The sequence below is a fragment of the Sphingomonas sp. GW822-FHT03G08 genome, assembly GCF_058801135.1.
Map to the genome: position 1 here is coordinate 1,994,957 of NZ_JBXAMZ010000001.1, position 23,032 is coordinate 2,017,988.

General features: G+C 65.1%; 18 protein-coding genes and 1 pseudogene. 5 read left to right on the forward strand and 14 right to left on the reverse strand.

Annotated features, from left to right (window positions below; all coding sequences use genetic code 11):
• Nucleotides 1–57: 57 nt before the first annotated feature.
• The 5 genes from AC1RJ5_RS09095 to AC1RJ5_RS09115 form a co-directional block, all read right to left on the reverse strand.
• The gene (locus tag AC1RJ5_RS09095; RefSeq protein WP_342249971.1) at nt 58–1,704 is read right to left on the reverse strand and encodes an FAD-dependent oxidoreductase; all 1,647 of its coding nucleotides are present in this window, start codon (nt 1,702–1,704) and stop codon (nt 58–60) included.
• Between the two features lie 20 nt (nt 1,705–1,724).
• Nucleotides 1,725–4,643, reverse strand: a complete 2,919-nt coding sequence (locus AC1RJ5_RS09100; RefSeq protein WP_493112886.1) for a TonB-dependent receptor — start codon at nt 4,641–4,643, stop codon at nt 1,725–1,727.
• Between the two features lie 57 nt (nt 4,644–4,700).
• On the reverse strand, nt 4,701–5,711 hold the full coding sequence (locus AC1RJ5_RS09105) for a FecR family protein (RefSeq protein ID WP_493112888.1): 1,011 nt from the start codon (nt 5,709–5,711) through the stop codon (nt 4,701–4,703).
• Complete coding sequence (locus AC1RJ5_RS09110) at nt 5,708–6,445, reverse strand: RNA polymerase sigma factor (protein ID WP_269574165.1); 738 nt, start codon at nt 6,443–6,445, stop codon at nt 5,708–5,710. The genes AC1RJ5_RS09105 and AC1RJ5_RS09110 overlap by 4 nt, the downstream gene beginning before the upstream one ends.
• A 273-nt stretch (nt 6,446–6,718) precedes the next feature.
• A complete protein-coding gene (locus tag AC1RJ5_RS09115; protein WP_493112890.1) occupies nt 6,719–11,125 on the reverse strand; it encodes a beta strand repeat-containing protein in 4,407 nt (1,468 codons plus the stop codon).
• A gap of 297 nt (nt 11,126–11,422) precedes the next feature.
• Between AC1RJ5_RS09115 and AC1RJ5_RS09120 the strand changes: the two genes are divergently transcribed.
• From AC1RJ5_RS09120 to AC1RJ5_RS09135, 4 genes are all read left to right on the forward strand, one after another.
• Nucleotides 11,423–12,547 (forward strand): TIGR03032 family protein, encoded by a 1,125-nt coding sequence (locus AC1RJ5_RS09120; protein WP_493112892.1) that lies wholly within the window; start codon nt 11,423–11,425, stop codon nt 12,545–12,547.
• A gap of 164 nt (nt 12,548–12,711) precedes the next feature.
• Nucleotides 12,712–13,188, forward strand: a complete 477-nt coding sequence (locus AC1RJ5_RS09125) for an RNA polymerase sigma factor (protein WP_269574161.1) — start codon at nt 12,712–12,714, stop codon at nt 13,186–13,188.
• 39 nt (nt 13,189–13,227) lie between these two features.
• On the forward strand, nt 13,228–14,217 hold the full coding sequence (locus tag AC1RJ5_RS09130) for a FecR family protein (RefSeq protein WP_493112894.1): 990 nt from the start codon (nt 13,228–13,230) through the stop codon (nt 14,215–14,217).
• A 4-nt stretch (nt 14,218–14,221) separates the two neighbouring features.
• Entirely contained in the window at nt 14,222–16,594 is a 2,373-nt protein-coding gene (locus tag AC1RJ5_RS09135; protein ID WP_493112896.1) for a TonB-dependent receptor, read from the forward strand.
• 113 nt (nt 16,595–16,707) lie between these two features.
• Here the strand turns inward: AC1RJ5_RS09135 and AC1RJ5_RS09140 are convergent.
• From AC1RJ5_RS09140 to AC1RJ5_RS09180, 9 genes and pseudogenes are all read right to left on the reverse strand, one after another.
• Nucleotides 16,708–16,968 (reverse strand): annotated as a pseudogene (locus AC1RJ5_RS09140) (Arm DNA-binding domain-containing protein); the annotation flags it as partial.
• 764 nt (nt 16,969–17,732) lie between these two features.
• A complete protein-coding gene (locus AC1RJ5_RS09145) occupies nt 17,733–18,275 on the reverse strand; it encodes a GNAT family N-acetyltransferase (protein WP_269574157.1) in 543 nt (180 codons plus the stop codon).
• Entirely contained in the window at nt 18,266–18,550 is a 285-nt protein-coding gene (locus AC1RJ5_RS09150; RefSeq protein ID WP_269574156.1) for a type II toxin-antitoxin system TacA family antitoxin, read from the reverse strand. The genes AC1RJ5_RS09145 and AC1RJ5_RS09150 overlap by 10 nt, the downstream gene beginning before the upstream one ends.
• Nucleotides 18,551–18,859: 309 nt before the next feature.
• Nucleotides 18,860–19,057: a DUF6771 family protein gene (locus tag AC1RJ5_RS09155; protein WP_269574155.1), complete on the reverse strand. Its 198-nt coding sequence runs from the start codon at nt 19,055–19,057 to the stop codon at nt 18,860–18,862.
• Nucleotides 19,058–19,267: 210 nt separating this feature from the next.
• Complete coding sequence (locus AC1RJ5_RS09160; RefSeq protein ID WP_269574154.1) at nt 19,268–20,059, reverse strand: HvfC/BufC N-terminal domain-containing protein; 792 nt, start codon at nt 20,057–20,059, stop codon at nt 19,268–19,270.
• Nucleotides 20,056–20,886: an MNIO family bufferin maturase gene (bufB, locus tag AC1RJ5_RS09165; protein WP_269574153.1), complete on the reverse strand. Its 831-nt coding sequence runs from the start codon at nt 20,884–20,886 to the stop codon at nt 20,056–20,058. The genes AC1RJ5_RS09160 and bufB overlap by 4 nt, the downstream gene beginning before the upstream one ends.
• Before the next feature lie 64 nt (nt 20,887–20,950).
• The gene (gene bufA2, locus AC1RJ5_RS09170; protein ID WP_269574152.1) at nt 20,951–21,223 is read right to left on the reverse strand and encodes a BufA2 family periplasmic bufferin-type metallophore; all 273 of its coding nucleotides are present in this window, start codon (nt 21,221–21,223) and stop codon (nt 20,951–20,953) included.
• 83 nt (nt 21,224–21,306) lie between these two features.
• Entirely contained in the window at nt 21,307–21,948 is a 642-nt protein-coding gene (locus tag AC1RJ5_RS09175; protein ID WP_269574151.1) for a DUF1109 domain-containing protein, read from the reverse strand.
• Nucleotides 21,945–22,484 carry a sigma-70 family RNA polymerase sigma factor gene (locus AC1RJ5_RS09180; protein ID WP_269574150.1) on the reverse strand — a complete coding sequence of 180 codons (540 nt, stop codon included), beginning with the start codon at nt 22,482–22,484 and terminating at the stop codon, nt 21,945–21,947. The genes AC1RJ5_RS09175 and AC1RJ5_RS09180 overlap by 4 nt, the downstream gene beginning before the upstream one ends.
• Nucleotides 22,485–22,695: 211 nt before the next feature.
• Between AC1RJ5_RS09180 and AC1RJ5_RS09185 the strand changes: the two genes are divergently transcribed.
• Nucleotides 22,696–22,974 carry a BufA1 family periplasmic bufferin-type metallophore gene (locus tag AC1RJ5_RS09185; protein ID WP_269574149.1) on the forward strand — a complete coding sequence of 93 codons (279 nt, stop codon included), beginning with the start codon at nt 22,696–22,698 and terminating at the stop codon, nt 22,972–22,974.
• Nucleotides 22,975–23,032 lie beyond the last annotated feature (58 nt).

The window sequence follows — 23,032 nt, forward strand, 5'->3', positions numbered from 1 at the left end:
CGCAGATTGGGAATCCCACCAGCATCAAAGCCAGATGGGCGGAACCATGCCTGCAGACTATTGGGCGAGCTCAAGGGTCTGCCCCTCCTTTATCAGTTGCCCGCGAAGTTTCGCGTAATCGATGTCCTGCACCGGCAACCGGTCGTCGATCGCGATCGAGGCAGCGACCGATGCGGACTGGCCCAGGATCATGAAGACCGGCTCCATCCGGATCGATCCATAAGCGATATGCGACGCCGATAGTGCCACAGGTACGAGCAGATTCGTGACCTCGCTCCTGCGCGGGACGATCGCGTCATAGCTTATCGGATAGGCCCGGCCGGGGCTCACCTCGATATTGCCTTCGTTGCGGACGAAGCCGTGCATATCGACGATCCGCTGCACATTGTGCGAGTCCATGTTGTAGGAGCCCATCCCGATCGGTCGCGGCGTCGGGCGGGTACCTCGCAGGTGGGGCTCCGCCATCACGAAGTCGGACACCATGCGGCGCGCCTCGCGCACGTACATTTCCCGGGGCCAGTGGCCATTGCGCGCGAACTCGTCCTTGCAGAGGCCCCATTTCGACATCTCCGCACGCGTCTCCGCCGGTACTCCGGGATCATTCGCCATGAACCAGAGCAGCCCCTGCTGATAGACCCTGTGCTCGCGCGCGATCTCGCGTCGCTCGGCGTCACTGCCCTCGGGATAGCCATAGTTCATCCCGATATTGTCGAAGGAGAAGGCGCCGAAGTTGTTCGTGTCGGTCTTGCCATTCGGGATCCGGTCGAACTTGCGGAAGAAGTCGCGGTAACCCGCATCCATATAGCGCTTGAGGAGCGCATACTGGCCGGCGTCATAGCCCTGGGGCCTGGAAAAGGGCACCCGATTGGCCGGCACGTCGGTGAGGCACATCCGGTAGGTGTAAGCCTGGATCCTGGCGTCGGCTGTCCCGTCAGGCGCCGGGCTCTCAGCGCTGATCCGCGGCAGCAACCCGCTCGAGCGATCACCGGCAACCCGGTAGGGATCTATGTCGAGCGTGAACTGGTGGTTGGTCGTGTTCTTCAACTGCACGCCATTCAGCGTCTCGCCATAGGTCGCATTGGCTTCCCGGCCGACCGCGAACCGGACACCGGCACCTGCCATCAGGTCTCCTTCATAGGTGGCGTCGATGAAGACCTTGCCTTCGAACCTCTGCCCCGTCCTCGAACGGAAAGCGACGATGCGCCGGTTCGCGACCTGGACTCCCAGCCTGGAGCGATCGAGCGGCTGGTTGCGGACGATCGTCACTCCCGTCGCACGCGCCCAATCCTCGTAGATCCGCTCGCCGACCCTGGGTTCGAACTGCCACATCGCCTCTCCATCGACGAAATTCTCGGCGCGAACCGGCCTGGGCGCGTGCACCCACATCTTTGGGTCGTCATAATAGCGCTTCACCTTGCGATAGAATTCGAGTGACAGGCCGCCGATCGCGCGATGATTGCCGGTATCCGACCATCCCAGACCATTGGTGGACATGCCCCCGAGATAGTCTTCGCGACATACCAGCAGGACGGATCGCCCCAGGCGCCGCGCTTCGATGGCGGCGATCACACCTCCCGAAGTGCAGCCATAGATGACTATGTCAGCGCGATTTGGCGCAGCCATCGCATTCGGTACGCCCGTACCCAAGGTGACAGGGACGATACAGGCGACTGCCAAGGCGCGGCAGAGCGTGCGCTCGATCATGTTTTCCCTTTCGTCTCTGCTCAGAAGCTCGCGGCTAGGCCGAAGAAGATGCGGCGGTCCTCACGCGCGGAGAAGGTCAGCCGATCGGGCTCGCCCAGATATTGGGAGTCGATTTCCTTGGTAAGATTGATCCCCTCGAGCGTCAGACGCAGGTTGGGAGTAAGATTGACCTGCACCGAGGCATCCAGCTGCCCGCGCCCGTTGACATAGTTGTTGCCGCCACTCGCCGCGCCGCCGACGCTGTTCAGATACTCGCTGCGATAGGTATAGGCCGCCCGCACCGAGAAGGTCTTGTCCTCGAAATAGCCGATCAGCGTGAAGCTGTCGCGGGAGAGCCCCGGAAGCGGCAGGCGCGCGCCGGTAATCGCGTCCCGGAGCGGTGTGCGGCTGTCGACATAGGTATAGTTGGCTTGGACACCGAGACCGTTGAAGGGCGCGGGCAGGAAGCGCAGGGCCTGTTGATAGGCGAGTTCGAACCCCTTGATGCTGCCATCTTCGCCATTCTGGGGCTGCGAGATATCGAACAGCCCGAAACGCTCCGAGAAGCCGGGCACGAACTCGCGGCTGACCGTGTTGACAGTGAAAGAATCGACCTTCTTGTAGAAAACCGCGCCGGTCAGCGAACTCGCCTGCGCAAAGTACCATTCCAGCGTCGCATCGGCCTGCATGGCCTCGAACGGCCGCAGGCCCGGATTGCCGCGTGATCCGGTCATCGAGACGGTATTGGGAACGAAGCTGGCGCTGACCTGATTGAGGCTGGGTCGCGATACCACCTTGGCGGCGGCTAGCCTCAGGGTAAGATCCTTGTTGAAGTTGACCGCCAGATTGGCGCTCGGCAGCCAGTAGCCGAAATCCGATTTGATGACGTTAGTCTGGGTCGCCGACAGATAGCCCAGCGTGGAGCGTGCAGTCTCGATGTATCGGACGCCGGCGTTGCCGGTATAGTCGATAGCGCCCAGCGCACCCGCGAAATTCGCCTTCACATAGGCGCCGAGCGTCTCCTGCGTCACATCCTTGATCGAGGTCGGCCCCACCGTGATGCTGGTGTCATAGGGATTGGGGGCCGCCAGCCCCAGCCCTTCACGGGCGGCCTGCTTGTCGAGCTCGCCACCAAGCAGATCGCGCGGGAAGTTTCCGGCGACGCCCGGAAAGAACGCGCCATAGTCTTTGCCATAGCTCAGGCCCGGAAGCTCATCGACAGTCAGGATGCCGTCGCCGTTGCGATCCCCCCTGCTCAACAGGCTCGCGGCCACGGGCAGGTTTTGCGGGTCGGCCGCGAGCAGTTCGACGCGCTCGTAGCGCATGCCCGTCTCGACCGAGGCAAGGATGCCCCACTCCGTCTTGTACTTCCAGTCGAGACGCGCGTCATAGCCCCTGTTGTCGGTGACGGCGTCATAGTCGAAGATCGACAGCAGCTGATACTGCGCGGGATCGTTCGGGTTGAAGTTGGCCGATATCGACAGGTCCGGCACGGCATTGCCGCCGCGAAAGTCATAGCTGGCATTCGCCACGTTCCCGGCGCGCGGAACCACAACATAGGCGAAGGACGCGCCCGGACCACCATCGCTGCCCTTGCCGCGGCTGTAGGACATGTCGAGGGTGACGCGTGCCCGATCATTTTCCCATTTCACCGATCCGCCGAGTAGCGTCGATTTCAGGTCGGTCGGTTCGTCATAGATCAGCGGGCGGACGGTCACGCCGGTGAAGGTGCCCGCAACCACGGTGCCCTTTTCGTTCACCGTGGCGGCCGTGTCATTATTGTTGAACAGCACCTGGTAGTTGACGCTGTTCCGCCGACGCTTGAGGTGATTGTAGGTGGCGTCGAGGATGACTTCCAGTTCGTCCGTCGGCCGCCACTGCGCGGTGCCATTGAGCGTCAGCCTTTTCTCGGTGCGGTCGAATACGCGCGCCATGAAACGGTTCGGCCGAAAGAGCCCGGGATCGTCGATGCCGTCGCCATTGCCGTCGATGGCGCCGGTCTGGGTCCAGCCGCCACTGTCGAAGGTGTAACCCAGTGTCTTGGTGTCTGAATAAGCGACACTGGCAAGCAGGCCGAACCGGTCACCGAGCCTGGTGGAGACCAGAGCCGACCCGCGATAGCCGACATGGTCGGCCTGGTCGGCATAGGCGCCCTGAAGTCTTCCCGCGACGACAAGATCGGCTAGTTCCAGTGGCCGCTTGGTCCGCAGGTTGACTGTCGCGCCGAGGGCGCCCTCCGGCATATCCGCGGTCGGCGATTTCACGACGACGATCGAGGAGAGGATTTCGGGGCTGATCGTCTCCAGCGCCGCGTTGCCGCCATTGCCCGGACCGATGAAATTGCGGCCGTTGATTTCCAGCCGGTTCTGCGAAATGCCGCGGATCGTGAAGGTGGAGCCATCGCCTTCGCGCCGGCTGATCTGCACGCCAGTGACGCGGCTCAGCGATTCTGCGACATTCTGGTCGGGTAGCTTGCCGATGTCCTGCGCGGTGATAACGTCGACGATGCTGTCGGCACGGCGCTTCACATTGATCGACTGCTGCAGCGACCCACGAATTCCGGTTACAACGATTGCCTGTTCGGGTGCATCCGGCGATGCCTCGACCTGGGAGCTCTCCCCGGAAGGCGAACTAGCGCCTGCGGCCTGTCCGTTTCCCACGCGCACGATTGCGATCGCGCCAGCCTCGCCATTCCGGCTGCCGAACCCCGTGCCGCGCAGCAACGCAGCCAGAGCATCTTCGGAAGAGGCAGCACCTCGAAATCCGGCGCTGTTCAAGCCGGCGATGTCCTCGACACGGTAGATCACCGGCCTGCCCGATTGTCGTGCGAATGCGTCCAGAGCAGCCTTCAGGGTGCCTGGCCGGATGTCGAAGTTTCGCTGTTGCGCCTGAGCCGGCGCCGCAATCGCGAACATGCAGGTGCTGGCGGCAAGCGCCGCAGCGAGGCTGGTGGACCTCATCCTCTTCCCCTTTTGTGCGGGTGCTCCATAGCCGCCCGTCTCCAGGGATTAGGACAATCAACGATCGGCCGGCTGTAATGCAGTTTTCTGAATTTTGATTTCCACGTCCGTTTCCGCGATTTCGAGCCCATAGGCATCGCGGAGCAACCGTGCGAACGCGCGCGGCTCCGACGCCGGGAAAGTGCCGCCGATACGGATGTTCGCGGCGGCCGGATCGGCGATGACGATCTTTTTGCGATTATAGCGGTTGAACTCGAGGGCAATGTCGCCAAGCCGTTCGTGATCGAAGCCCAGCATGCCTTCGCGCCAGGCCAGAGCCTGATCCAGGCGTTCCGGTGATGCTGCAGTCACCAGCGTTGCCGCACCATCGCTGAGCGCAACGCCGCCGGCGGTAACTATCGCCGAGCGAGCCGCGCTGGCATGTTCCGCAGTATCGACGCGCACACGCCCCTCGCGCACCCAGACCACCACGTTGCCACCAACCCGCCGGACTGAAAATTTGGTACCCAGCACGGTGATTTCACGGGACCCGGCGTGCACCACGAACGGAAGCCCATCACGGTGCGCCACTTCGAAAAATGCCTCGCCCTTATCCAGCCACACCGCACGGCCGCCGCCGCCCACCGCCGTCCTGACCCGGGTATCGGTATTCAGTTCGACGCGGCTGCCATCGGCGAGCCCGACCAGTCGGTGGCCACCCACGTCCGTCGTGAAGGTAGCGGCAGCTACGCTGCCGGTTTCGGCGTTTCTCCGATGTCCGTCATGAACGACCACGCCTATGATTGCGGCCAGCGAGGCAGCGAGGCCAATCAAGCCGCTCAAGACCCGGGGCTTTATCCGAAAAGCGTGTCCACGCTTAGCCGCCACCGCAGGACTGCCATCTCGAAGTGCAGCAATGCGATCGGCCTGTCTCCAGCTGTGCTCGAGGCGCCAATAGGCCGCCTTGTTCAGGTCGGATTCCTCGAGCCACGCATCTAGTGCCGCCTGGTCTGTATCGGACCAACCCTGCTGCTCGCGCGCGAGAATCCAGCGGGCGGCGCGGTCTCTGGCTGAACCGGCGTCGCTCACGACTCGCCCCTCTTCGCCCGTTGCGCCGGATATCTGCGCCTGACGATCTTGCCCGCGCCCCCAAGCATGTGGTCGGCCAGCGCTTTCATCCCCATCGCAAGCTGGTGATTGACCGCATCCTTTCCGATCCCGAGCCGTTGCGACGTTTCAGCGACGTCGAGCCCTTCGACCTTGCGCAGCAGCACGATCTCCCTGACGCGCGGCGACAGCTTCTCAATGCCTGCCTGCACTCTGCGCAGTGCGTCACGCGCATGCAACTGACGCTCTGCTTCGAATATGTCGATCTCCGGCGCAATGGTCTCGAGGTCTGCCACAAGCTCGAACGAAACGATGCGGGCGCGCTTTGCGCGGTTGATCAGGTGATTGCGCGCGACGGTGAACAGAAACCCCGCCGTATTGTGTGGAATAGCATTCCGGGCGCCGGTGATTGCAAGCTCGTAGACGTCATGCATCAGATCGGTCGCATCGTCCGTGCTAGGCCAGTTTCTTTTTATGAAGCGCAGCAGCGCCCCTTCAAGGGGAAGCACCTCCTCACAGAACCAGGTTCGGACCGCCTTATCCCTGTCCAATTGCTCAATCCGATCGTTGCCACGGATCGCGGCAGCTCTGCTGACCTCAGACAATCCTGGCGAGCGGAACTGTAACTCAAAAAACGTATGCCGATGACATTCGGGCAAATCGGACACGCGGACATGCTGCAGGCCGCCGCAGATGAAGTGCGGCAGGAACGTCATGAATTCCGACCGCACCGTCTCTTACGATTTAACCATCACTCAAGGGCGCCTCGACGGCCTCCGGGCGATCCGCGAAGAGGTCAGCAATTTCGATGGCAATACAGGGACGCAATGCGGCCTCGACAACGGCGTTTACGCGGCGCTCCTGCCGCTTTGCGGCGATACTCCTGCGAACGCCAGGCGTGAAAAGGGTGATGAGAACGGCATCGTCGCAGAACCGCAATTCCTTGGCACAGATTGCCGCCGCAGCGGCGGCAATCGATCCAATGGCAATCAGAATCCGTACCGGATACCGACGCGCCCGCCGCCTCCGCGACGGCCAGACCCAAAAGCTCCTTCCGCCTGGATAAATCCGCTGAGCGGCCCAGCGCCGCGAATGCTGGCTCCGATCGACGTCCGAAGCTGATCAGGCAGTGCTGGTCCGGTGATCGCGTCGCTGGCAGCGCTACTGAACAGCGTCGCGGCACTCTTACCAGCGAACTCATGCACATAGTGCACACCGCCATAGAAGGTCGCCGACGTCGAGCCGAGATGGGCCGCGCCCCCCAGCCGCGCGCCAAAGGTGCCGCGCACGCTGTTCAAACTGTCGAGCGACACCGTCTGGCCTAGTGCGGTGATGTCGTCGAGGCTGGTGTGCGACCAGGACAGCCGGGCCGAGGGCTCGACAAAGAAGACCCCCTTACCGAAGCGGGCACCCACCTCCGCCTGGGCGCCGACGCTACGTCCGGAGACGTCGTCGCTATAGCCCAGCGACCGATCGACGACTTTGAGCGAATGGAAGGCCACGCTCACCGATCCATTGGCGAAGAACCGGCCGCTCGACAGACGCCCATAGCCGCCAAGGTCGAAGCTGTCGGCAGTGGCATGGGCCGCGCTGCCCGAGAAATTGACCTTCGAGTTGATATAGCCGCCGGCAATGCCGAAGCCCGGCCGCCCGGCATTGCCGCCGCCAAAGTCGTAGCCGATCCGGGCTTCCACCTCGTCCTGCCGGTATCCGACTGCTGTATCGCTGCCGTTGATAGAGCGGGTCTGGCGGATACGCTCGGAGCCGCCGCCGAAAATGCCCCAGAGCGCGCCGGGCTGGGCCGTGCCCCCATCCCGGACGCCGGCGAGATGCGTCGCGACGGTGTCGGTGCCACGGTTCCATGCATTGGCCAGCGCCTCGTTCAGCCTGGCCAGGCGGTAGACCGGCGTGCCCGCTGCATTGCGCAACAGGAACTTCCCGCTCGCGGCGTCGAAGCCGAGATCGTAATGGACCAGGCCAATGTCGCTGACTGCCAGGGTGAAGGCATTGGCCGAGGAACCCGCGCCGGCCTGGATCAGCGCGATGGGTGCCTGACCGGTCAGGACGGCGTTGGCATTGCCAACATCTGCGAGGAGCACGGCGGTGGAGCCGGTCGCAGCGCCTCCGATGACGAGCCGATCGGCCGTGCCGTTGCCGACATCGAGTGCAACGCGGGCACCGTTCGAGCCGACATAGTCCTTCGGGAGGGTGAACGTGTCCCCGGCATGGCCGTTCGACAGATCGATCGTGCCGCCGGCATTCTCGAACCGCTCGAGCCCGAGCAAGGTCACGCTTGCGGCAGGCGCACCCGCTGCGCCGATGCGGACGGTGCCCTGATTGACGAAGCGGTCATTGCCGGTACCGAAATCACTGTCCGCGGTAGCGAGGAACAGGCCGGTATTGGTCAGCAGATCATCGCCGTCGCCGAGCAGCAGGCGACCCTTGATCGTGCCACTGTTGGCGATCGTCGCGGTGCCCGCGTCGACGCGCAGCGCATAGCCGTTGCCGCCTTCGAGCAGCCCGGCATTGGTCAGCGTGAAGCGGTGCATCGGATCTGCGGCCGCCCGCAGGCCCTGCTCCTCGCCGTCGCCCGGCTCGGCGGGCGGCACATAGGTCTGCGCGCTGACGACGACGCCGTTGACGCCCGAAACGCTACCGCCGGCGGCGATCGTCAGGGATATGTTGTTGCCGGTGGCAGTGATCGCGTCCCCCTGCGACCTGGTCGCGCCACGGACGGTGATCCCGACATCGCCGCTAGCCATCGCGTCGATCGCGGTGCCGGTCGTGCTGACCGCGCCACTGGAGACTGTCAGGTTCCCGCCGATCGCGCTCGCGGCGATGCCAATGCTGCCGGCGCCGGTGAGCGTGATGCGGTCGACCTGGATCGAGGTGTCACCGTCATAGCTGGTGACCACGGCACCGATATTGCCGTCACCCGAGCCGGTGATCGTGCCGGCCTTCAGCACCGCGTCTCCGCCGGCGGCGAGGATATCGACTGCCCGTGAGTCTGCTCCCGCGACGATGACGGTCTGGACGGTGACCGATGAATTCAGACCGCCCGCGCGGATCGCATCGGTAGCGTCGCCGCGCGTCTCTACGCTGCCCGCCTCGACACTGACATTCGCATAGGGCGAAAGGGCGAAGATGCCGGTGGCACCGACGCCGGTGGTCTTGAGGCTGTCGATGATGACGCGGACATCGTCATAGACGCTGGCAGCATAGACGCCGCGGGCATCGGTGCCTGTGGTGGTGATGGTGCCGGCATCGATAGTGATCGCGCCCGCGCCCACCGCATAGACGGCATCCGAGCGGTTGCCCGTCGTGGCGATCGATTCCGCCTTGATCGAGATGCTGCGATCGACGTCGGAATAGATGTCCATCGGGATCGCGCGGGCGATGATCCCCTCGGAATCGTCGCCGGTGGTCTTCACCGTACCGGCTTCGATCGTGGTCCAGCCGTCCATGGCGGCGGTGACGATGGCCGGCGCGTGAATCCCGGCGGTGCTAACCGCGTCGGCCTTTATCGCGATGTTGCCGAAATTGGCCTGGGCGTCGATGCCCGCGCCACCGCGCCCGGACGTCTCGACGCTGCCTGCATCGATGAAGATCGTGCCGCTATAGGTGCTGGCGAGGATCCCCTCCGCCCAGGTTGAGTGCCGGCCGCCGCCGAGATCGCCCGAGGTGATGACCTTGTCGACATTGACCCGGACGTCACCGAGCGAGCCGCTCGCCGAGATGCCGCGCGCACCGCCGCCGGTGGTGATCACCGTGGTGGCATTGATGACCACCGCGTCCCCGCCGTTGAGCGCGATGCCCGATGCCGCAATCCCCTCGCTGTGTTCGCCCGCCGTGGTGATCGTGCCGGTTACGTCGATGCTCGCCATCCCGCCGCCCGAAAGCGCCAGGGCACCGACCGCATAGTCGCCGCGCGTCTCCACCGATCCCACCGTGATATGGGCGGTCTCGCCCTCGGCGAAGCTGTAGGCGCCGATGCCGGTACCCTTACCGCCGAGGGTGGATACGGTTCCCGCCTGGACGTCCACCGAGCCGGCCACGCTGTATGCGACGATGCCCTGGCTGCCATAGCCGCTCACCTGCACCGAATGGGCATCGACCGAGACGTCGCCGATCGACAGTGCCCCGATGCCGATTGAATAGTCGCGGCGCGTCTTCACGTCGCCGGTCTTCACCGTGACCGAGCCCTCGCTGTAGTTGATCGCGTACACGCCGTGCGAATTCTCGCCGCTGGTCGCGATATTGCCGGTGGTGACCGTGATGTCGCCCCCGAAGCTCACCGCGTGCACGCCCTGCGACCCCGTGCCCAGCGTCGTCACGTTGCCGGTCTGCACCGAGACATCGCCATTGCCGCCGGCATAGATGCCGAACGAGGCCGGGCCGCGGGTATCGACGGACCCGACATCGACGTGGACCGCGCCGCTTTCGGAATAGTTGAGCGCGACGATGCCGTCCGAAAAGGCGCCCGACGTCGAGACCGAGCCTGCGCTGACGCTGATCGTCGGCGTGACCTCGTCGTCGCTGTAAACCAGGTTGCTGCGCGCGAAGATGCCGGTGGCATAGTCGCCATTGGTGCGCACACCGCCCGAGATAGCGATATCGACCGCGGTGCCGATCGCGGTCACCGCCGTCGCATCGGCCTCCGTGCCGTAGCCGCCGCCCGAAGTGCCGACCGATTCCGCATGCACGGTGGTAGTGCCCGACGCATAGGCGACGATGCCACGTGCCGAGCCGCCCCAGGCATAGGCCGCGCCGGTCTCGATCGTGGTGTTGCCGTGACTGGTCGCCGCATAGATCGCATCGGCGCCGAGACCGTAAGTGGAGACCACTCCGGTGTGGATCGCGATGTCGCCATCGGGCGTGTTCGCCCGGACGCCGAACGCCGCCTCGCCCGAGGTGCTGACCTGGTCGGCGGTGATGCTGATGCTGCCACCATTACCGGCATCGGCAATGATACCCTCGGCGCGATAGCCGCTGGTGGTGACCGTGCCGGCTTCCACGGTCACGTCGCCCGCGGCCGTGACCGCACGCACGCCGGTGCTGCGCCAGCCCGCGGTCTGCACGGTCGAGCCCGCGGCGGACACCGTGATCGCACCGCCGCCGGTGGATACGCTGATGCCGGCGGTCTCGTCATCCACGGTCGAGATCACGGTCTCCGGCGGCACGACGACAGTGAGATCCTGGGGCGGCAGCGCAGTGAGATCGTAGCGGACGCCGGTCGGATGCGCGTCGTCGGCGGGCGCACACTGAACGGTACCAGCGACCACCGGGCCGCATTGCTGGTCCGCCTGGGCAAGCGCCGGGCTGCTGGCGAGCAGCGCGGCGAGGGCGCCGGCGCTGGCTCCCCAGAGAATGCGCTTCGACGGAGAGGATTTCGGCATGCGAGCCTGCGGAGCGGCGGCACGAACCATAAGGGGCATCGGGATCTCCAGCATGGACGCCGGGGCGTCAGGTTACGATCCTGTGACGCCGTGTCGCCGAACGAGCCTTGCGCCCGGCAACCTTCGAAAAGCCAAAAATTACGGAATGCAAAAAAATGTCGCGCAAGGGCGATTTGGCGCAAGGTTACAGCGCCGTGACGGCGTCTTTCAAAATAGTGACAATCGCGCGGGTGCGACGTGCCCGCAGGCTTGGGGACGCGACAAATGACCAAGGCGGCGCAAGAAGCGGCAGGGAATATGGCACCGGCGAGCACGGGAGCCGCGAGCGCGCCGGACGCGGCACCCCCCGCGCCTGCGCCGGGAACATCGCAGATCAGCGTATCGCGCGGGCTCGGCGCCTGGCTGGCGACGCACCGCACCAGCCTGGCCTTCTCGTCCTATCAGACCGGGCAGCTGTTCCTGGTCGGGCGACAGCCGAACGGCACCGTCTCGTTCAACCAGCAGAATTTCAGCCGCGCGATGGGCCTGTCCTGGTCGAACGGCCGACTCTATCTCGGATCGCTCTGCCAGGTATGGCGGCTGGAGAACATGCTGCGCCCCGGCGAGCGCGGCAACGAGACCTTCGACATGGTGCTGGTGCCGCGCAATGCCCAGACGACGGGCGACATCGACATCCACGAGCTCGGCGTGGACAGCGATGGGCGCGTTATCTTCGTGAACACCAAATATAGCTGCCTGTGTACCCCGGACCTGACCCACAGTTTCAAGCCGATCTGGAAACCGCCCTTCATCTCGAAGCTGGCGCCGGAGGACCGCTGCCACCTGAATGGCATGGCGATGGCGGATGGCCGCCCCGCCTATGCGACCGCGGTCAGCCGATCGGACGTGCTGACCGGCTGGCGAGAGCGTCGGCACGAAGGCGGCGTGATCGTCGAAGTCCAGACCGGCCGGATCGTCACCGACCAGCTTTCGATGCCGCATTCCCCCCGAGTGGTGGACGGCCGGCTCTATGCGCTGGACAGCGGCCGCGGCCAGATCATCGAAGTCGATCCGCGGACCGGCGAAAAACGCGACATCGCCTTCTGCCCGGGCTTCCTGCGCGGGATGACGATCCATGACGGCCATGCGATCGTGACCGTTTCCAAACCTCGCGACGGGACGTTCAAGCACCTCTCGCTCGACGGCGAACTCAAGGCGCGCGACGCGGAAGCATGGTGCGGGCTGCTGATCGTCGACCTGGCCACCGGCAATCTGGTCGAGTGGATTCGTCTGGAGGGCCATATCACCGAGCTGTTCGACGTGACGGCGATGCCGGGCGTCGCCTGCCCGATGGCGGTGGGCCCCGACACCCCCGAAATGCGCGGCACGATCAGCTTCGACGCCACGCTGCTGGACAGCGCCCCGCTCTCGCAAGCCGCGTGAGCGGCGGGGCTGGGCCGGGCCGGGCACATTTCGGCAATGTGCTTGACGTTGCCCGGCGGAAAGGCTCTGCTGCACCGCAGCATTGCGAAAGCAGGGTGCCACTGCGGGTCAATGGCGGGCGAAGGGTGCAGGGGGAAAGTCAGAACACACTGGTCGCGACATTCATGCAGCACCGGGATGCGCTCGCCCGCTTCCTGGCGATACGCTGCGGCACCGACAGCGCCGAGGATCTCACCCAGGAGCTCTGGATCAAGGTCCAGCAGGTCCGTACCGAAGTCGATGTTCCCCTCGCCTATCTCTACCAGATGGCGCACCGGCTAGTCCTCGATACCCGCAGAGGCGCTTCGCGGGGGCGGGACCGCGAGCAGGACTGGAGCTTCACCCAGGGCATCACCGAAGCGGTGGAGGCACCGATGGCCGAGCGTGCCCTGCTCGCGCGCGAGCATCTGCATCAGGTCGAGCGGACGCTCGCCGAAGTCGGCACCCGGGCGATGCGCATCTTCACCCGCTACCGGGTCGACGGGATCGAGCAGCGGCGGATCGCCGAGGAGATGGGGATCAGCATCAGCACGGTGGAGAAGGATCTGCGCCGGAGCTATGCGGCGCTCGCCCGCTTGAGGGACGACAGCGATGCGGTTTAGAGCGGCCCATGGCGTCATCGGCGCGAGGAGATGCCGAGGATGAGCAAGCAACTGTCCGACGCCGAGGAACAGGCGGTCGCCTGGGCAATCCGAGCCGACGCGCCCGGTTTCGTCGAATGGGAAGCGCTGGAGCAATGGCTGGCCGCGGATCCGCACCACGCCGTGCTGTTCGATCGCGCCGTCAGCAGCGCGCACGACGCCGCCTTCGCCATCGCCGCGGTGCCGGCACGCGACCGCTTCACGCTGATCAAGGGCGACCTTGCCGACCCCGTCGAGGAAGCGCGCCGCCCCGCGCACCGCGGCTGGGCAATGGCCGCGCTCGCCGCCGGCGTGGCAGCGCTGGCCTTCGGCACCTCCTGGTTCCTGCAGCAACCGAGCCCTACGCCTGAGCAGATCGTCGGCACCAAAACGGGCGAGGTTCGGATGCTCGCGCTCGGCGATGCAAGCAGCGTGACCTTGCGCAGCGACAGCGAGGTCCGATTCCTGCCCGCCAATCCGCGCGCGGTGCGCCTGACCCGCGGTCAGGCGAGCTTCCAGGTTCGCCATGACGCCGCCCATCCCTTCACGGTTACCGCCGGCGCTGTCGAAGTCACCGATCTTGGCACGCGGTTCGACATCGATCGGGGGACGGATGCCACCACCGTCGCCGTCACCGAGGGATCGGTGGCGATCCGCGCGGCCGGCAAGCAAGTCGAGCTCCGGGCCGGGCAGCGAAGCGTCATCCCGAACGGCGCGGCACCGGGCAACCCGACCGGCCTGGTGGCCGGGCAAGGCTCCGAACGGCAGGGCGGCGCGTTGAGCTATGACGACGTCACCTTCGCCCGCGTCATCGCCGATGTGAGCCGGCGGACGGGCATTCGCATCCGGCTGGCACCGGACCTGGCAGGCCGGCACTTCGCGGGGTCGATCAACCTGGACGGTTCGGCCGAGGCCGTGATCTCGCGGCTCGAGGCCGTACTCGGCGTTTCCGCCCGCCGCGATGGCGATGGCTGGACCTTCGCACCGGCAGCGGACGGGAATCCGAACTAGCCTCGTGACCGCACTCCTGCTTGGCCCTCCCTGCCGATACGCGTGCGCGCTGCTTCTGCCGGCGCTGTCGCTGACCGTCGGGGCGGTGCCTGCCGGGGCGCAGGCAGCCCGAACCGTCCATCTCGACCTGCCCGCCGGCCCGGTCTCCACTGCCCTGCGCGCGATCGCCCTGCAGGCCGGCGCGAGCTTCGGCACTGACGATCCCGCGCTGCTCCGCCGGCGGGCGCGACGGCTGCGCTTCGATGGCGGGATCGACAAGGCGATCGAGACGGCCCTGGCCGGGACCGGGCTGGTCGCGAGACGGGTGGCTCCCGGAAGCTGGCGCGTCGCGGCGGCGCCTCCTCGCTCACGGCCGCGCCCGTTCAAGCCACCGCCACCCCAAGTTGCGCCCGACATCGTGGTGACCGGCAGCAAGATGGATGTTTCCCTCGCCCATTATCCGGCGAGCGTGGCGGTGATCGACGGGAGCGACATCGCCCATGTCACCGGCGAACATGGTACGCTGGCCATCGCTGAACTGCATCCGACACTGCTCTCGACCCGCCTGGGGCCGGGCCGCAACAAGCTGTTCCTGCGCGGCATCTCCGACAGCAGCTTCTCGGGCGCCAGCCCGTCGCTGGTGGGCCAGTATCTGGGGGACCAGAGGCTCGCCTATGCCTCGCCCGACCCCGACCTGCGCCTATACGATATCGAGCGGGTCGAGGTGCTCGAGGGGCCGCAGGGCTCGCTCTATGGCGCGGGGTCGCTCGGCGGGGTGTTGTGGATCGTGCCGAACGCGCCCGACCCGCGGCAAGTCTCGGGTGAGGCATGGGCCGGCGCCAGCGCTACCGCGCATGGCGCCGGAAGCATGGACGCCGGGCTGGTCGCCAACCTGCCGCTCGGCGAACGCGCCGCCGTGCGGGTGCTCGGCTATCACGAGAAGATGGGCGGCTATATCGACGATGTCGGACGAGGGAAGAAGGACATCAACGCCACCCAGGTCACCGGCGGGCGGATCGCGGCGCACACGGCGGTCGGCGCGCGCTGGTCGCTGGACCTGACCGCGATCGGCCAGAACGTACGCAACGCCGATGCGCAATATGAGGAGCGCATGCTCGGTCGCCTCGTCCGCGCCTCCGCCTTTGCCCAGCCCTCGCATCATTTCTACCGTGCCCTGGCCGTATCGGTCGCCGGCCCGCTGGCTGGCGGGCGCCTGCAATCGAGCTGGGGGCTGGTCGATCAGCGGCTGTCGCAGGTGTTCGATGCCACCCAGCCCGACGAGGAGCCGATCGCCTATCGCCAGCGCGATCACATCTCGCTTCTTTCCAGCGAGACGCGACTGACCCGCAGCTTCGGCAAGCGCTGGGACGGATTGATCGGCTTTGCCGCGCTGCGCTCGATCGCAATCCAGGCGCGTAGCACCGGGGCACCGTTGCAGCCCGTCAGCCTTGGGACATTGGACAGCCGGGTACGCGAAGCCACGGTCTTCGGCGAGGCGCGCTGGCATCCGGACGACCGGCTGACAGTGAGCGCCGGCGGCAGGGTTTCCTTCATCGAGATGCGCGGCGCCGCGACCGGGGTTCTCGCCAAGCCCGCCCCGGGCACCGCGCCCGCCCCTCCACTGCGTCGCCAGCGGCTCTCGACCCCCAGCCTCGCCCTTGCCTGGATGCCGGTGTCACGGGCTACGCTCTATCTGCGCTATGCAGGCGGCTATCGGCCCGGCGGGCTGACGGTGAGCGGCGCGATCGAGCGGTTTACACCGGACACCGCGCGAACCGCCGAGATCGGGTTTCGGATGCAGGCGTGGGAAAGCACCGGTCTGCAGATCGAGGGAGCGCTGGCGCGCACCGACTGGCGCAATGTGCAGGCCGATACCGTCGATGGGCTCGGGCTCCCGCACACGGCTAATGTCGGTGACGGGATCGTTCGCACCGCCACCTTCCAGTTCCGTCTTTCGCCAGCACGCGGCGTGACCGTGGCGGCGGGCGGCTTCGTCGCCGACAGCACATTAGTCGGCTGGGTACCCTATCTGGAGCAGACGGTGCGCTCTCCGCTTCCAAATGTCGCGCGGCACGGCGCCGTGCTGTCCCTCGGCTACGAAGGGCGGACCGCTTCCGGGAGCAACTTTCGCGCAAATCTCCGCGCCCATTCGCTCGGGCGTTCGATCCTGGGCTTCGGGCCAGAGCTCGCGATCGAGCAGGGCGACTATGCTTATTTCTCCGGCAATCTCAGCCTCGACATCGGCAGGACCACCCTCTCGCTGGAGGCGTTCAACCTGTTTGACACGCGCGGCAATATCTTTGCCCTGGGCACGCCATTCACCCTGGGGACTACTATGCAGGGCACCCCCCTGCGTCCCCGAACAGTCAGATTGAGCCTCCTGCGGCGTTCCTTCTGATAGCATGCATCAGGTGAGGAAACGACGTGGCGGGCATTGGCACGAAGCTTCCAGCGCTTCTTCTCGACCATCGGGTCGATACCGTCGACGATCATCCTGCGCGCGGAGTCGCGCTTGGCGCGGGCATCGGCCAGGCTGACCTCAGGCCATACACCGAGGGCGAGGACCTTCTGCTTGCCGAGAAAACGATAGCGGAAGCGCCAGTATTTGGCGCCGTTCTGCATCACCAGGAGGAAGAGAGAGCGCCCGTCGCCGATCTTGCACTGCTTCGCTTTGGGCTGGGCGTTTCTGATGACCACCAAAATTGGTGGTCTGTCGGCAAACCCGTCCAAATCCCGTCGGAAAGATACTTGAAGAAGCGTCTTCCCAGCCACTTACGCGACGATCACGGACGTCACTGGATGGGGAAAATGGTACCAGAAGAGAACCTAATAAATATTGACATCAATTTGAGAAGATTTTTCTAAATAAAATCGACGTCAATTCCATACCACCAAATACACCCAATTTGCAGAGCGTGGATCGGGTTCGAGTCCTTGGCAACGTACCTTCATCTAAACTTTCCAACAAAACATCTATACTACAGCGCCGCCGCCGTGTCCATGCGGACGCCCTCGGATTTATCGATTTTTCCTCACTAAACAGCGGGACTCACATTCTAGAATATCGATCCGGATCATTTCCAGGGGGCACCAAGAATGAGCTTCCCGGTCTTGAGCGCCCGCGCGCAACTCGCGCTAATCGGACATGCTCCCTGTCCGGAGGTACGGCCCGCGGCAGCGGTCGCCACAGGCTGCGAAAGCCGCTCTCTCAATCTAAATTCCGCGAAAGGCGCACTGCACCATGGTCCGGTTGCGCAAACCATTCACGATGTGCGTAAAACCATCACATACCGCAGAATTTGCGAAATTTAATCGCGCGGGTGCGAGCCATCACCGCCCAACCGAGGCGAGACCTCGATTGGGAAATCGCGCTACGCCAACCCATCCCGTGGGCTCGAGGGTCGGCAATCGTGGAATCGGAAGGAGATTGACGCGACCCAGTCTGCTCGCGGGTTCTCAGCCCGGCTCGGCTGTCCGAAAAACGACTACAAATTTCGGACAGCCGGCATTCGTTACGAGCGCCGATAAGGCCGATATCATTCAACGATGCTTTGGCGCACCGTTTCGATAGGCAGGAACAAGGTCCTGGAGCCCGCTGGAAAAATCTGGAAGCCGTACTTGGTGTAGAAGCTCACGGCGTCATCATCGATCGCATGGACGATTAAGGCGCGAAGCCCACCAATGCGCGAAGCTTCCGCGGTTCGCTGCAAGGCCTCGCGAAGGAGCGCCGGCCCTAATCCCTTGCCAGCATGGCGTTTGTCGACTGCGAGACGGCCCAGCACCATCACTGGAACGGGATTGGGCAAGCCTTGACGAATCTTCTTCGGCACCTCTTCGCGCGTGACGCTTCCAAAGGCGAGCGTGTAATACGCAACTACATTGCCGGCATCCTCGCCTAGCCTGGCATCGACGACATAGGTCCGGGACGCCTTGCCTTCATTGTCGAGGGCATGGGTCTTGAGCCAACTGTCGAGCGGCGGCTTGCCGCACTCGAAGCCGTCCAGTCGATGGTCTGCGGTGATTGGCGTCGGTGCCGCGTAAGCTGGTCTGGGGGCGCCGAGTGGCTCAATTACTCCCAAGGCGACTTGCTCGCCATCAGCTTGCGCAGCGCGTCGACCGGCGCTGGCGGGTTTTCAAGGACATCGGCAAGGGCATCGCTCGCCTCGGCATCGAGATGGAAAACGCGCTGATCCAGCAGTACATCGATCGCACGCTGTCGAGCGCTCTCGAGCACGAACTCGGTGCGTGATTTATCGATGGTCGCGGCCGCGCGATCGATGAGGTCGCGCGTCTGCACGGGCAAACGCATCGTGATCGATGTATCGGCCTTCGGCCGTTCCGCTACGCTGGCCATGATCCCATCCTTGGTACGTCTCACCCGGCACATATTGGAATTGTACTAACAATGTCAATACAGGCAATTTTGGATGCGACCTTCTTCAGCGTGCTGAAAGCGGTCGACGCTCCTCATAGGCGGTGATCCCGCAAGCCGTGCTGCCACCGGTCGGGCGAGTAGTCCCCAGGAAATATCAGCTGATTATACCCTGCGGGGTATAAACCAGAAATATACCCCGCAGGGTATAGGCCCGCCCCGCCGATCAAAGGGCGGTCCACCGAAGCGACCTGTTCGGAAAGCCGAACTGAGCCAGGGGCCGAACAAATTCTACAGTTCGAACGAAAACTGCCGCCCGTCCTCGACGGCAAAGGAATGACCATCGAGTCGGGCCGCCACGGCTCGCGCGAGTTCGGTCGCGGCCTGCTCGCGCAAGCGAGGGCTGGGAGCAGTGATACCCACTCGCGCCCAGCCCGGCGCATGCAGAATAGCCTCTGATATATCGGTCGGGTCGGCGAATCGGTCCATAAGCTCAGAATAGAACAAAATATGAACATTGAAAGCGTCCACGTGCCAACCGCTGCGTCGGGGCAAGGCCTACCTCACCGCTTGCGCCGCAAGGACCAGACGAGACCGGCCAGGCTTGAGATGACCGCCGCCAAGCCCAGAAGCATCGCTTCGTTGAGAATGATCATGACAAACTCCTGTTTGGAGTCGACTCATGTTCACTCTATGTTCCTACATTTCAAGCTGATTCTTCGCTCGGGGCGATCCAGCAGCAGTATCGATACCGACGATCAGCCCGTCGGCAAGCCACTGGCCGAGCATCGCGCCAGCGCGCGCGACGCCAGCATTCTCGCCAAGCGCCTCGGCCAGCGCGGCGCACAGGTCCGGGAACGGCATGCCCGACCGAGCCCGGAGCACTGTCTGATATTCGAGCTGATCGGCCGCACGGAAGCGCGGTGCTTCCCCGTCACGCCAGGCCAGGATAGCGCCCACCTCGGGCAAATAGGCCACCGACGGCGGTTCCGCGCCCTCCGCCAGCGCCGACCAGATGGCGGGCGCATTGGTGGTCAGCGCGGCAAGGTCCAGCGAGGGAGAGAAGCCCAGCACGGCACGATCCCAGTCGACCGCGCCGAGATCCGCGACGGAAAGCGCCGCAGCATTGGGCGCGACGAATGCCTCGGCAAGCGCTAGGTCGATCCAGGCGAGCTCGGCGACCTCCGGATCGGCGGGATACAGCAGCGCCAGCGTGGCGGGGAAATCGCGGGGATAGGCGTCGAGCGTCCAGGTGCTCGGCTGCACACGGGCGACATGCGCGACCACGGCCTGGTGGAACGCATCCCCGCCGACCCAGTCGCGCGTCCGGGCGAAACTTTCTTCCAGGCAGGCGGCGAGCTGCGCGCGGAAATTGTTCTGATGGATGCGCAGGCCCGGGGCGACATCATCACCGCCCAGCCGATCGACGGCGGCCTCCTCCTCGCGCGCCAGCCAGGCGCGCATGTCGCGCTGCAGCTCGAGCAGGCTCATGCCGCCACCCGCATGCCATCGGCCGCGATGCGCCGGGCAGTGCCGAGCTCGGCGAGCAGTTCGTGCAGCGGTGGGATCGCGTCGTCACGCTCGATCATCGTCGCGACCGGACCGAGCCGGGGCAACGCATGGGCGTAGAGCTTCCATACGGACACGGGCACCGGTTGGTCGTGCGTGTCGATCAGCAGCTCGCTGCCGTGGCTGTGCCCGGCGAGATGGATCTGGCGCACCCGCGCATGCGGAATCCCGTCGAGATAGGCGAGCGGGTCGAAGCCGTGATTGCTCGCGCTGACGAACACATTGTTGATGTCGAGCAACAGGCCGCATCCGGTACGTGTGCAGAGCGCGTCGAGGAACGCCCATTCGGTCATGTCGGCGGGTGCGAAATCGATATAGGTCGAGGGGTTCTCGATCAGCATCTCGCGACCGAGCGCGTCCTGCGCGCGCGCGACATTGTCCGCCACCACGTCGAGCGCCTCGTGGGTATAGGGTAACGGCAGCAGATCGTGCGAATTGAAGCCTTCGATCCGCGACCAGCTCAGATGATCGGAAACGAAGACCGGTTCCACCTCATCCACGAGCGCGTGTAGCCGCGCGAGATAGGCGCCGTCCAGTCCATCGGCCGAGCCGAGCGACATCGACACGCCGTGCAGTGCCACCGGATAGCGCTCGCGCACCTCGCGCAGGATCCGGCGCGGGCGCCCGCCCTCGACCATGAAGTTCTCGGAGATCACCTCGACGAAATCGACGGCGACCTTGGTCTCGAGGAACTCCGCATAATGCGGCTTGCGCAGGCCCAGGCCGAAGCCGGCAAAGGGAGGGATCATCGGGGCGGTCCTGAATAGGGTTGGCCGGCCCGGCGCCTGGGGAGCGCCGGGCCGGCCGAGGGGGTCACTTCGGCGCGGTCAGGCTGCCGCTGGCGGCCTTGCATGCCTTGGCGGTCACTTCCTTGAAGCCCTGGCCCTTGCAGTCGTTCTGACCCTTGCAGTCGTTCTTCGCGGTCTTGCAGTCCGAGGTGCCCCTGCAGGTGTTGATGCCATAGCAATGGACGACCTTGGCAGCACCGGCGCCCGACTTGGCGATCGCGGTGGTCGGCGCGGCGGCGGTGATGGCGATGACGGCGGCGGAAGCGGCGAGGCTGACGCCGGTGCGGACGATGGTCATGGGGGATACTCCAGAATAGGTTCAGCCGGATTGGCTCTCCCTATTCGGGCCCGCGGGGGCCCCGGTTACAGCCGTCAGCGAATTTACCAGCGCAGCAGCCGCGGGCCGAGCAGCGCGCCGAGCGAGGCGGCGAGCAGGATGCCCAGCGAATACCAGGTCAGCACGAAGATCGCCGACACCTCCGGGCAGTGCATGCAATAGACGGTCGCGGCAAAGGCGCCCGCCGCGAGGCCCGCCGCCGCACCGGCTGCGCGTAGCCTGGTCGGTGCCAGCCGGCGGAACGACCAGAGCAGCCCGATGAAAATCGGCATCGCCAGCGCCAGCACCAGCCAGGGGCAGATCATCCAGCTATGCCCCAGCCACATCGCCAGCCATTCGCCAGGCGGCGTGCGTGCAAGCTCCGCGACGCCGAGGATGGCGAGCAAGCTTACCGGCACCACCAGCAGCCAGGCCCAGCGCAGCCGGGCGCTGTCCGGCCGGGCGAGCTGCACCACCATCACCACCGCCGCGATCGCGAGCGAGAAGGTATAGCTCCACTTCACCCAGAAGGCGGTGCCACGCATCGCGAGACCGAGATCCGGCCGGATGCCGAGCACCAGCGCCACCAGCGCCGCAGAGACGAGGCCTCCCAGCGCGAGGCCGATGCCGAGCCGCCAGCCGACCGTGCGCCGCGGCACCGGAGGCACGTTTTGCGAGAGGCGGGAGATGAGGTCTTCGGTATTCATCGCGCGCCTCCCTGGATACGCGCCACCAGCGCCTTCAGCCCGCGATGCACCGATACCTTCACATCGGATTCGCCGATCCCGCCTGCCTCGGCAGCTTCGACCACGCTGAGGCCCTCAATGCGAGTGGCACGGATTGCAACGGCCTGCTTCACGGGAAGTACCGCCAGCAGGTCCTCGATATCCAGCCTGGCCACGAGCGCATTCTCGAAATCCGCCGCTACCAGCGTCTCCTCCAGTCCTTCGATCGGCTGCAAACGGCGCGTGCGACGGAAATGATCGACCATCTTGTAGCGGGCGATAGCGAAGAGCCATGCCGTAAAGGCGCGCCCGCGGTCATAGGTGGCACGGCGCGTATGCACCGCGATCAGCGTTTCCTGCACCAGATCCTCGATATCGTCATCCGAGCCATTTGCGCGGTGCCGGTAAAAGCCACGCAGGAGGGGAACGAGCAAACGCAGTAATGCCGCATGGGCAGCGGCATCGCCGTCCAGCCCATCGACCATCAATGTACGCAGCGCATCCTCGTTCGCTCGCATTCCCGCTCCTCGAGCAAGAGTTCGGCTCGATCGAACCGAAGGTTACACGTGCTCCGAAATTTTTTTCGAGCGCTTTTTGTAACGCAACCGCAGGCGACAACGAACTGGCAGGGTGATCGGCTTCTCCCGCCTCCTCGTCGATCACCGCGCGGCCCGGCTTCCCCCGGCATGGGCCGCGCGCCGGAGGCATGGTTCATGAAGGACAGATATCATGCGTTCGACCAACGCTACCCTCGCCGCCACCCTCGCCATCGCCGTCGCTGGCGCCGCGCTTGCCCCCGCCGCCCCGGCCCAGACCAAGCCCGCCATGGAGAAATGCTACGGCGTTTCGCTGGCCGGCAAGAATGACTGCAAGGCCGGCGCCGGCACCAGCTGCGCCGGCACCTCCAAGGTGAACTACCAGAGCAATGCCTGGAAGCTCGTCAAGGCAGGCACCTGCACTACGATCAAGACGCCCAAGGGCAATGGCTCGCTGACCCCCAAGGCCTGAGGCCGCGCGGCCGGGGCGCGCACCCGCATGCGCCGGCCGCCGCTTTCGGAGACGCTCC

Coding starts and splice junctions, on each gene's coding strand:
- AC1RJ5_RS09150 (WP_269574156.1), bottom strand. CDS start 18,550: ATGGCCAGCGTAGCGGAACGGCCGAAGGCCGATACATCGATCACGATG.
- AC1RJ5_RS09180 (WP_269574150.1), bottom strand. CDS start 22,484: ATGCGAGCGAACGAGGATGCGCTGCGTACATTGATGGTCGATGGGCTG.
- AC1RJ5_RS09185 (WP_269574149.1), top strand. CDS start 22,696: ATGCGTTCGACCAACGCTACCCTCGCCGCCACCCTCGCCATCGCCGTC.
- AC1RJ5_RS09115 (WP_493112890.1), bottom strand. CDS start 11,125: ATGCCGAAATCCTCTCCGTCGAAGCGCATTCTCTGGGGAGCCAGCGCC.
- AC1RJ5_RS09095 (WP_342249971.1), bottom strand. CDS start 1,704: ATGATCGAGCGCACGCTCTGCCGCGCCTTGGCAGTCGCCTGTATCGTC.
- bufB (WP_269574153.1), bottom strand. CDS start 20,886: ATGATCCCTCCCTTTGCCGGCTTCGGCCTGGGCCTGCGCAAGCCGCAT.
- AC1RJ5_RS09155 (WP_269574155.1), bottom strand. CDS start 19,057: ATGGACCGATTCGCCGACCCGACCGATATATCAGAGGCTATTCTGCAT.
- bufA2 (WP_269574152.1), bottom strand. CDS start 21,223: ATGACCATCGTCCGCACCGGCGTCAGCCTCGCCGCTTCCGCCGCCGTC.
- AC1RJ5_RS09125 (WP_269574161.1), top strand. CDS start 12,712: ATGCAGCACCGGGATGCGCTCGCCCGCTTCCTGGCGATACGCTGCGGC.
- AC1RJ5_RS09110 (WP_269574165.1), bottom strand. CDS start 6,445: ATGACGTTCCTGCCGCACTTCATCTGCGGCGGCCTGCAGCATGTCCGC.
- AC1RJ5_RS09100 (WP_493112886.1), bottom strand. CDS start 4,643: ATGAGGTCCACCAGCCTCGCTGCGGCGCTTGCCGCCAGCACCTGCATG.
- AC1RJ5_RS09175 (WP_269574151.1), bottom strand. CDS start 21,948: ATGAATACCGAAGACCTCATCTCCCGCCTCTCGCAAAACGTGCCTCCG.
- AC1RJ5_RS09120 (WP_493112892.1), top strand. CDS start 11,423: ATGGCACCGGCGAGCACGGGAGCCGCGAGCGCGCCGGACGCGGCACCC.
- AC1RJ5_RS09160 (WP_269574154.1), bottom strand. CDS start 20,059: ATGAGCCTGCTCGAGCTGCAGCGCGACATGCGCGCCTGGCTGGCGCGC.
- AC1RJ5_RS09130 (WP_493112894.1), top strand. CDS start 13,228: ATGAGCAAGCAACTGTCCGACGCCGAGGAACAGGCGGTCGCCTGGGCA.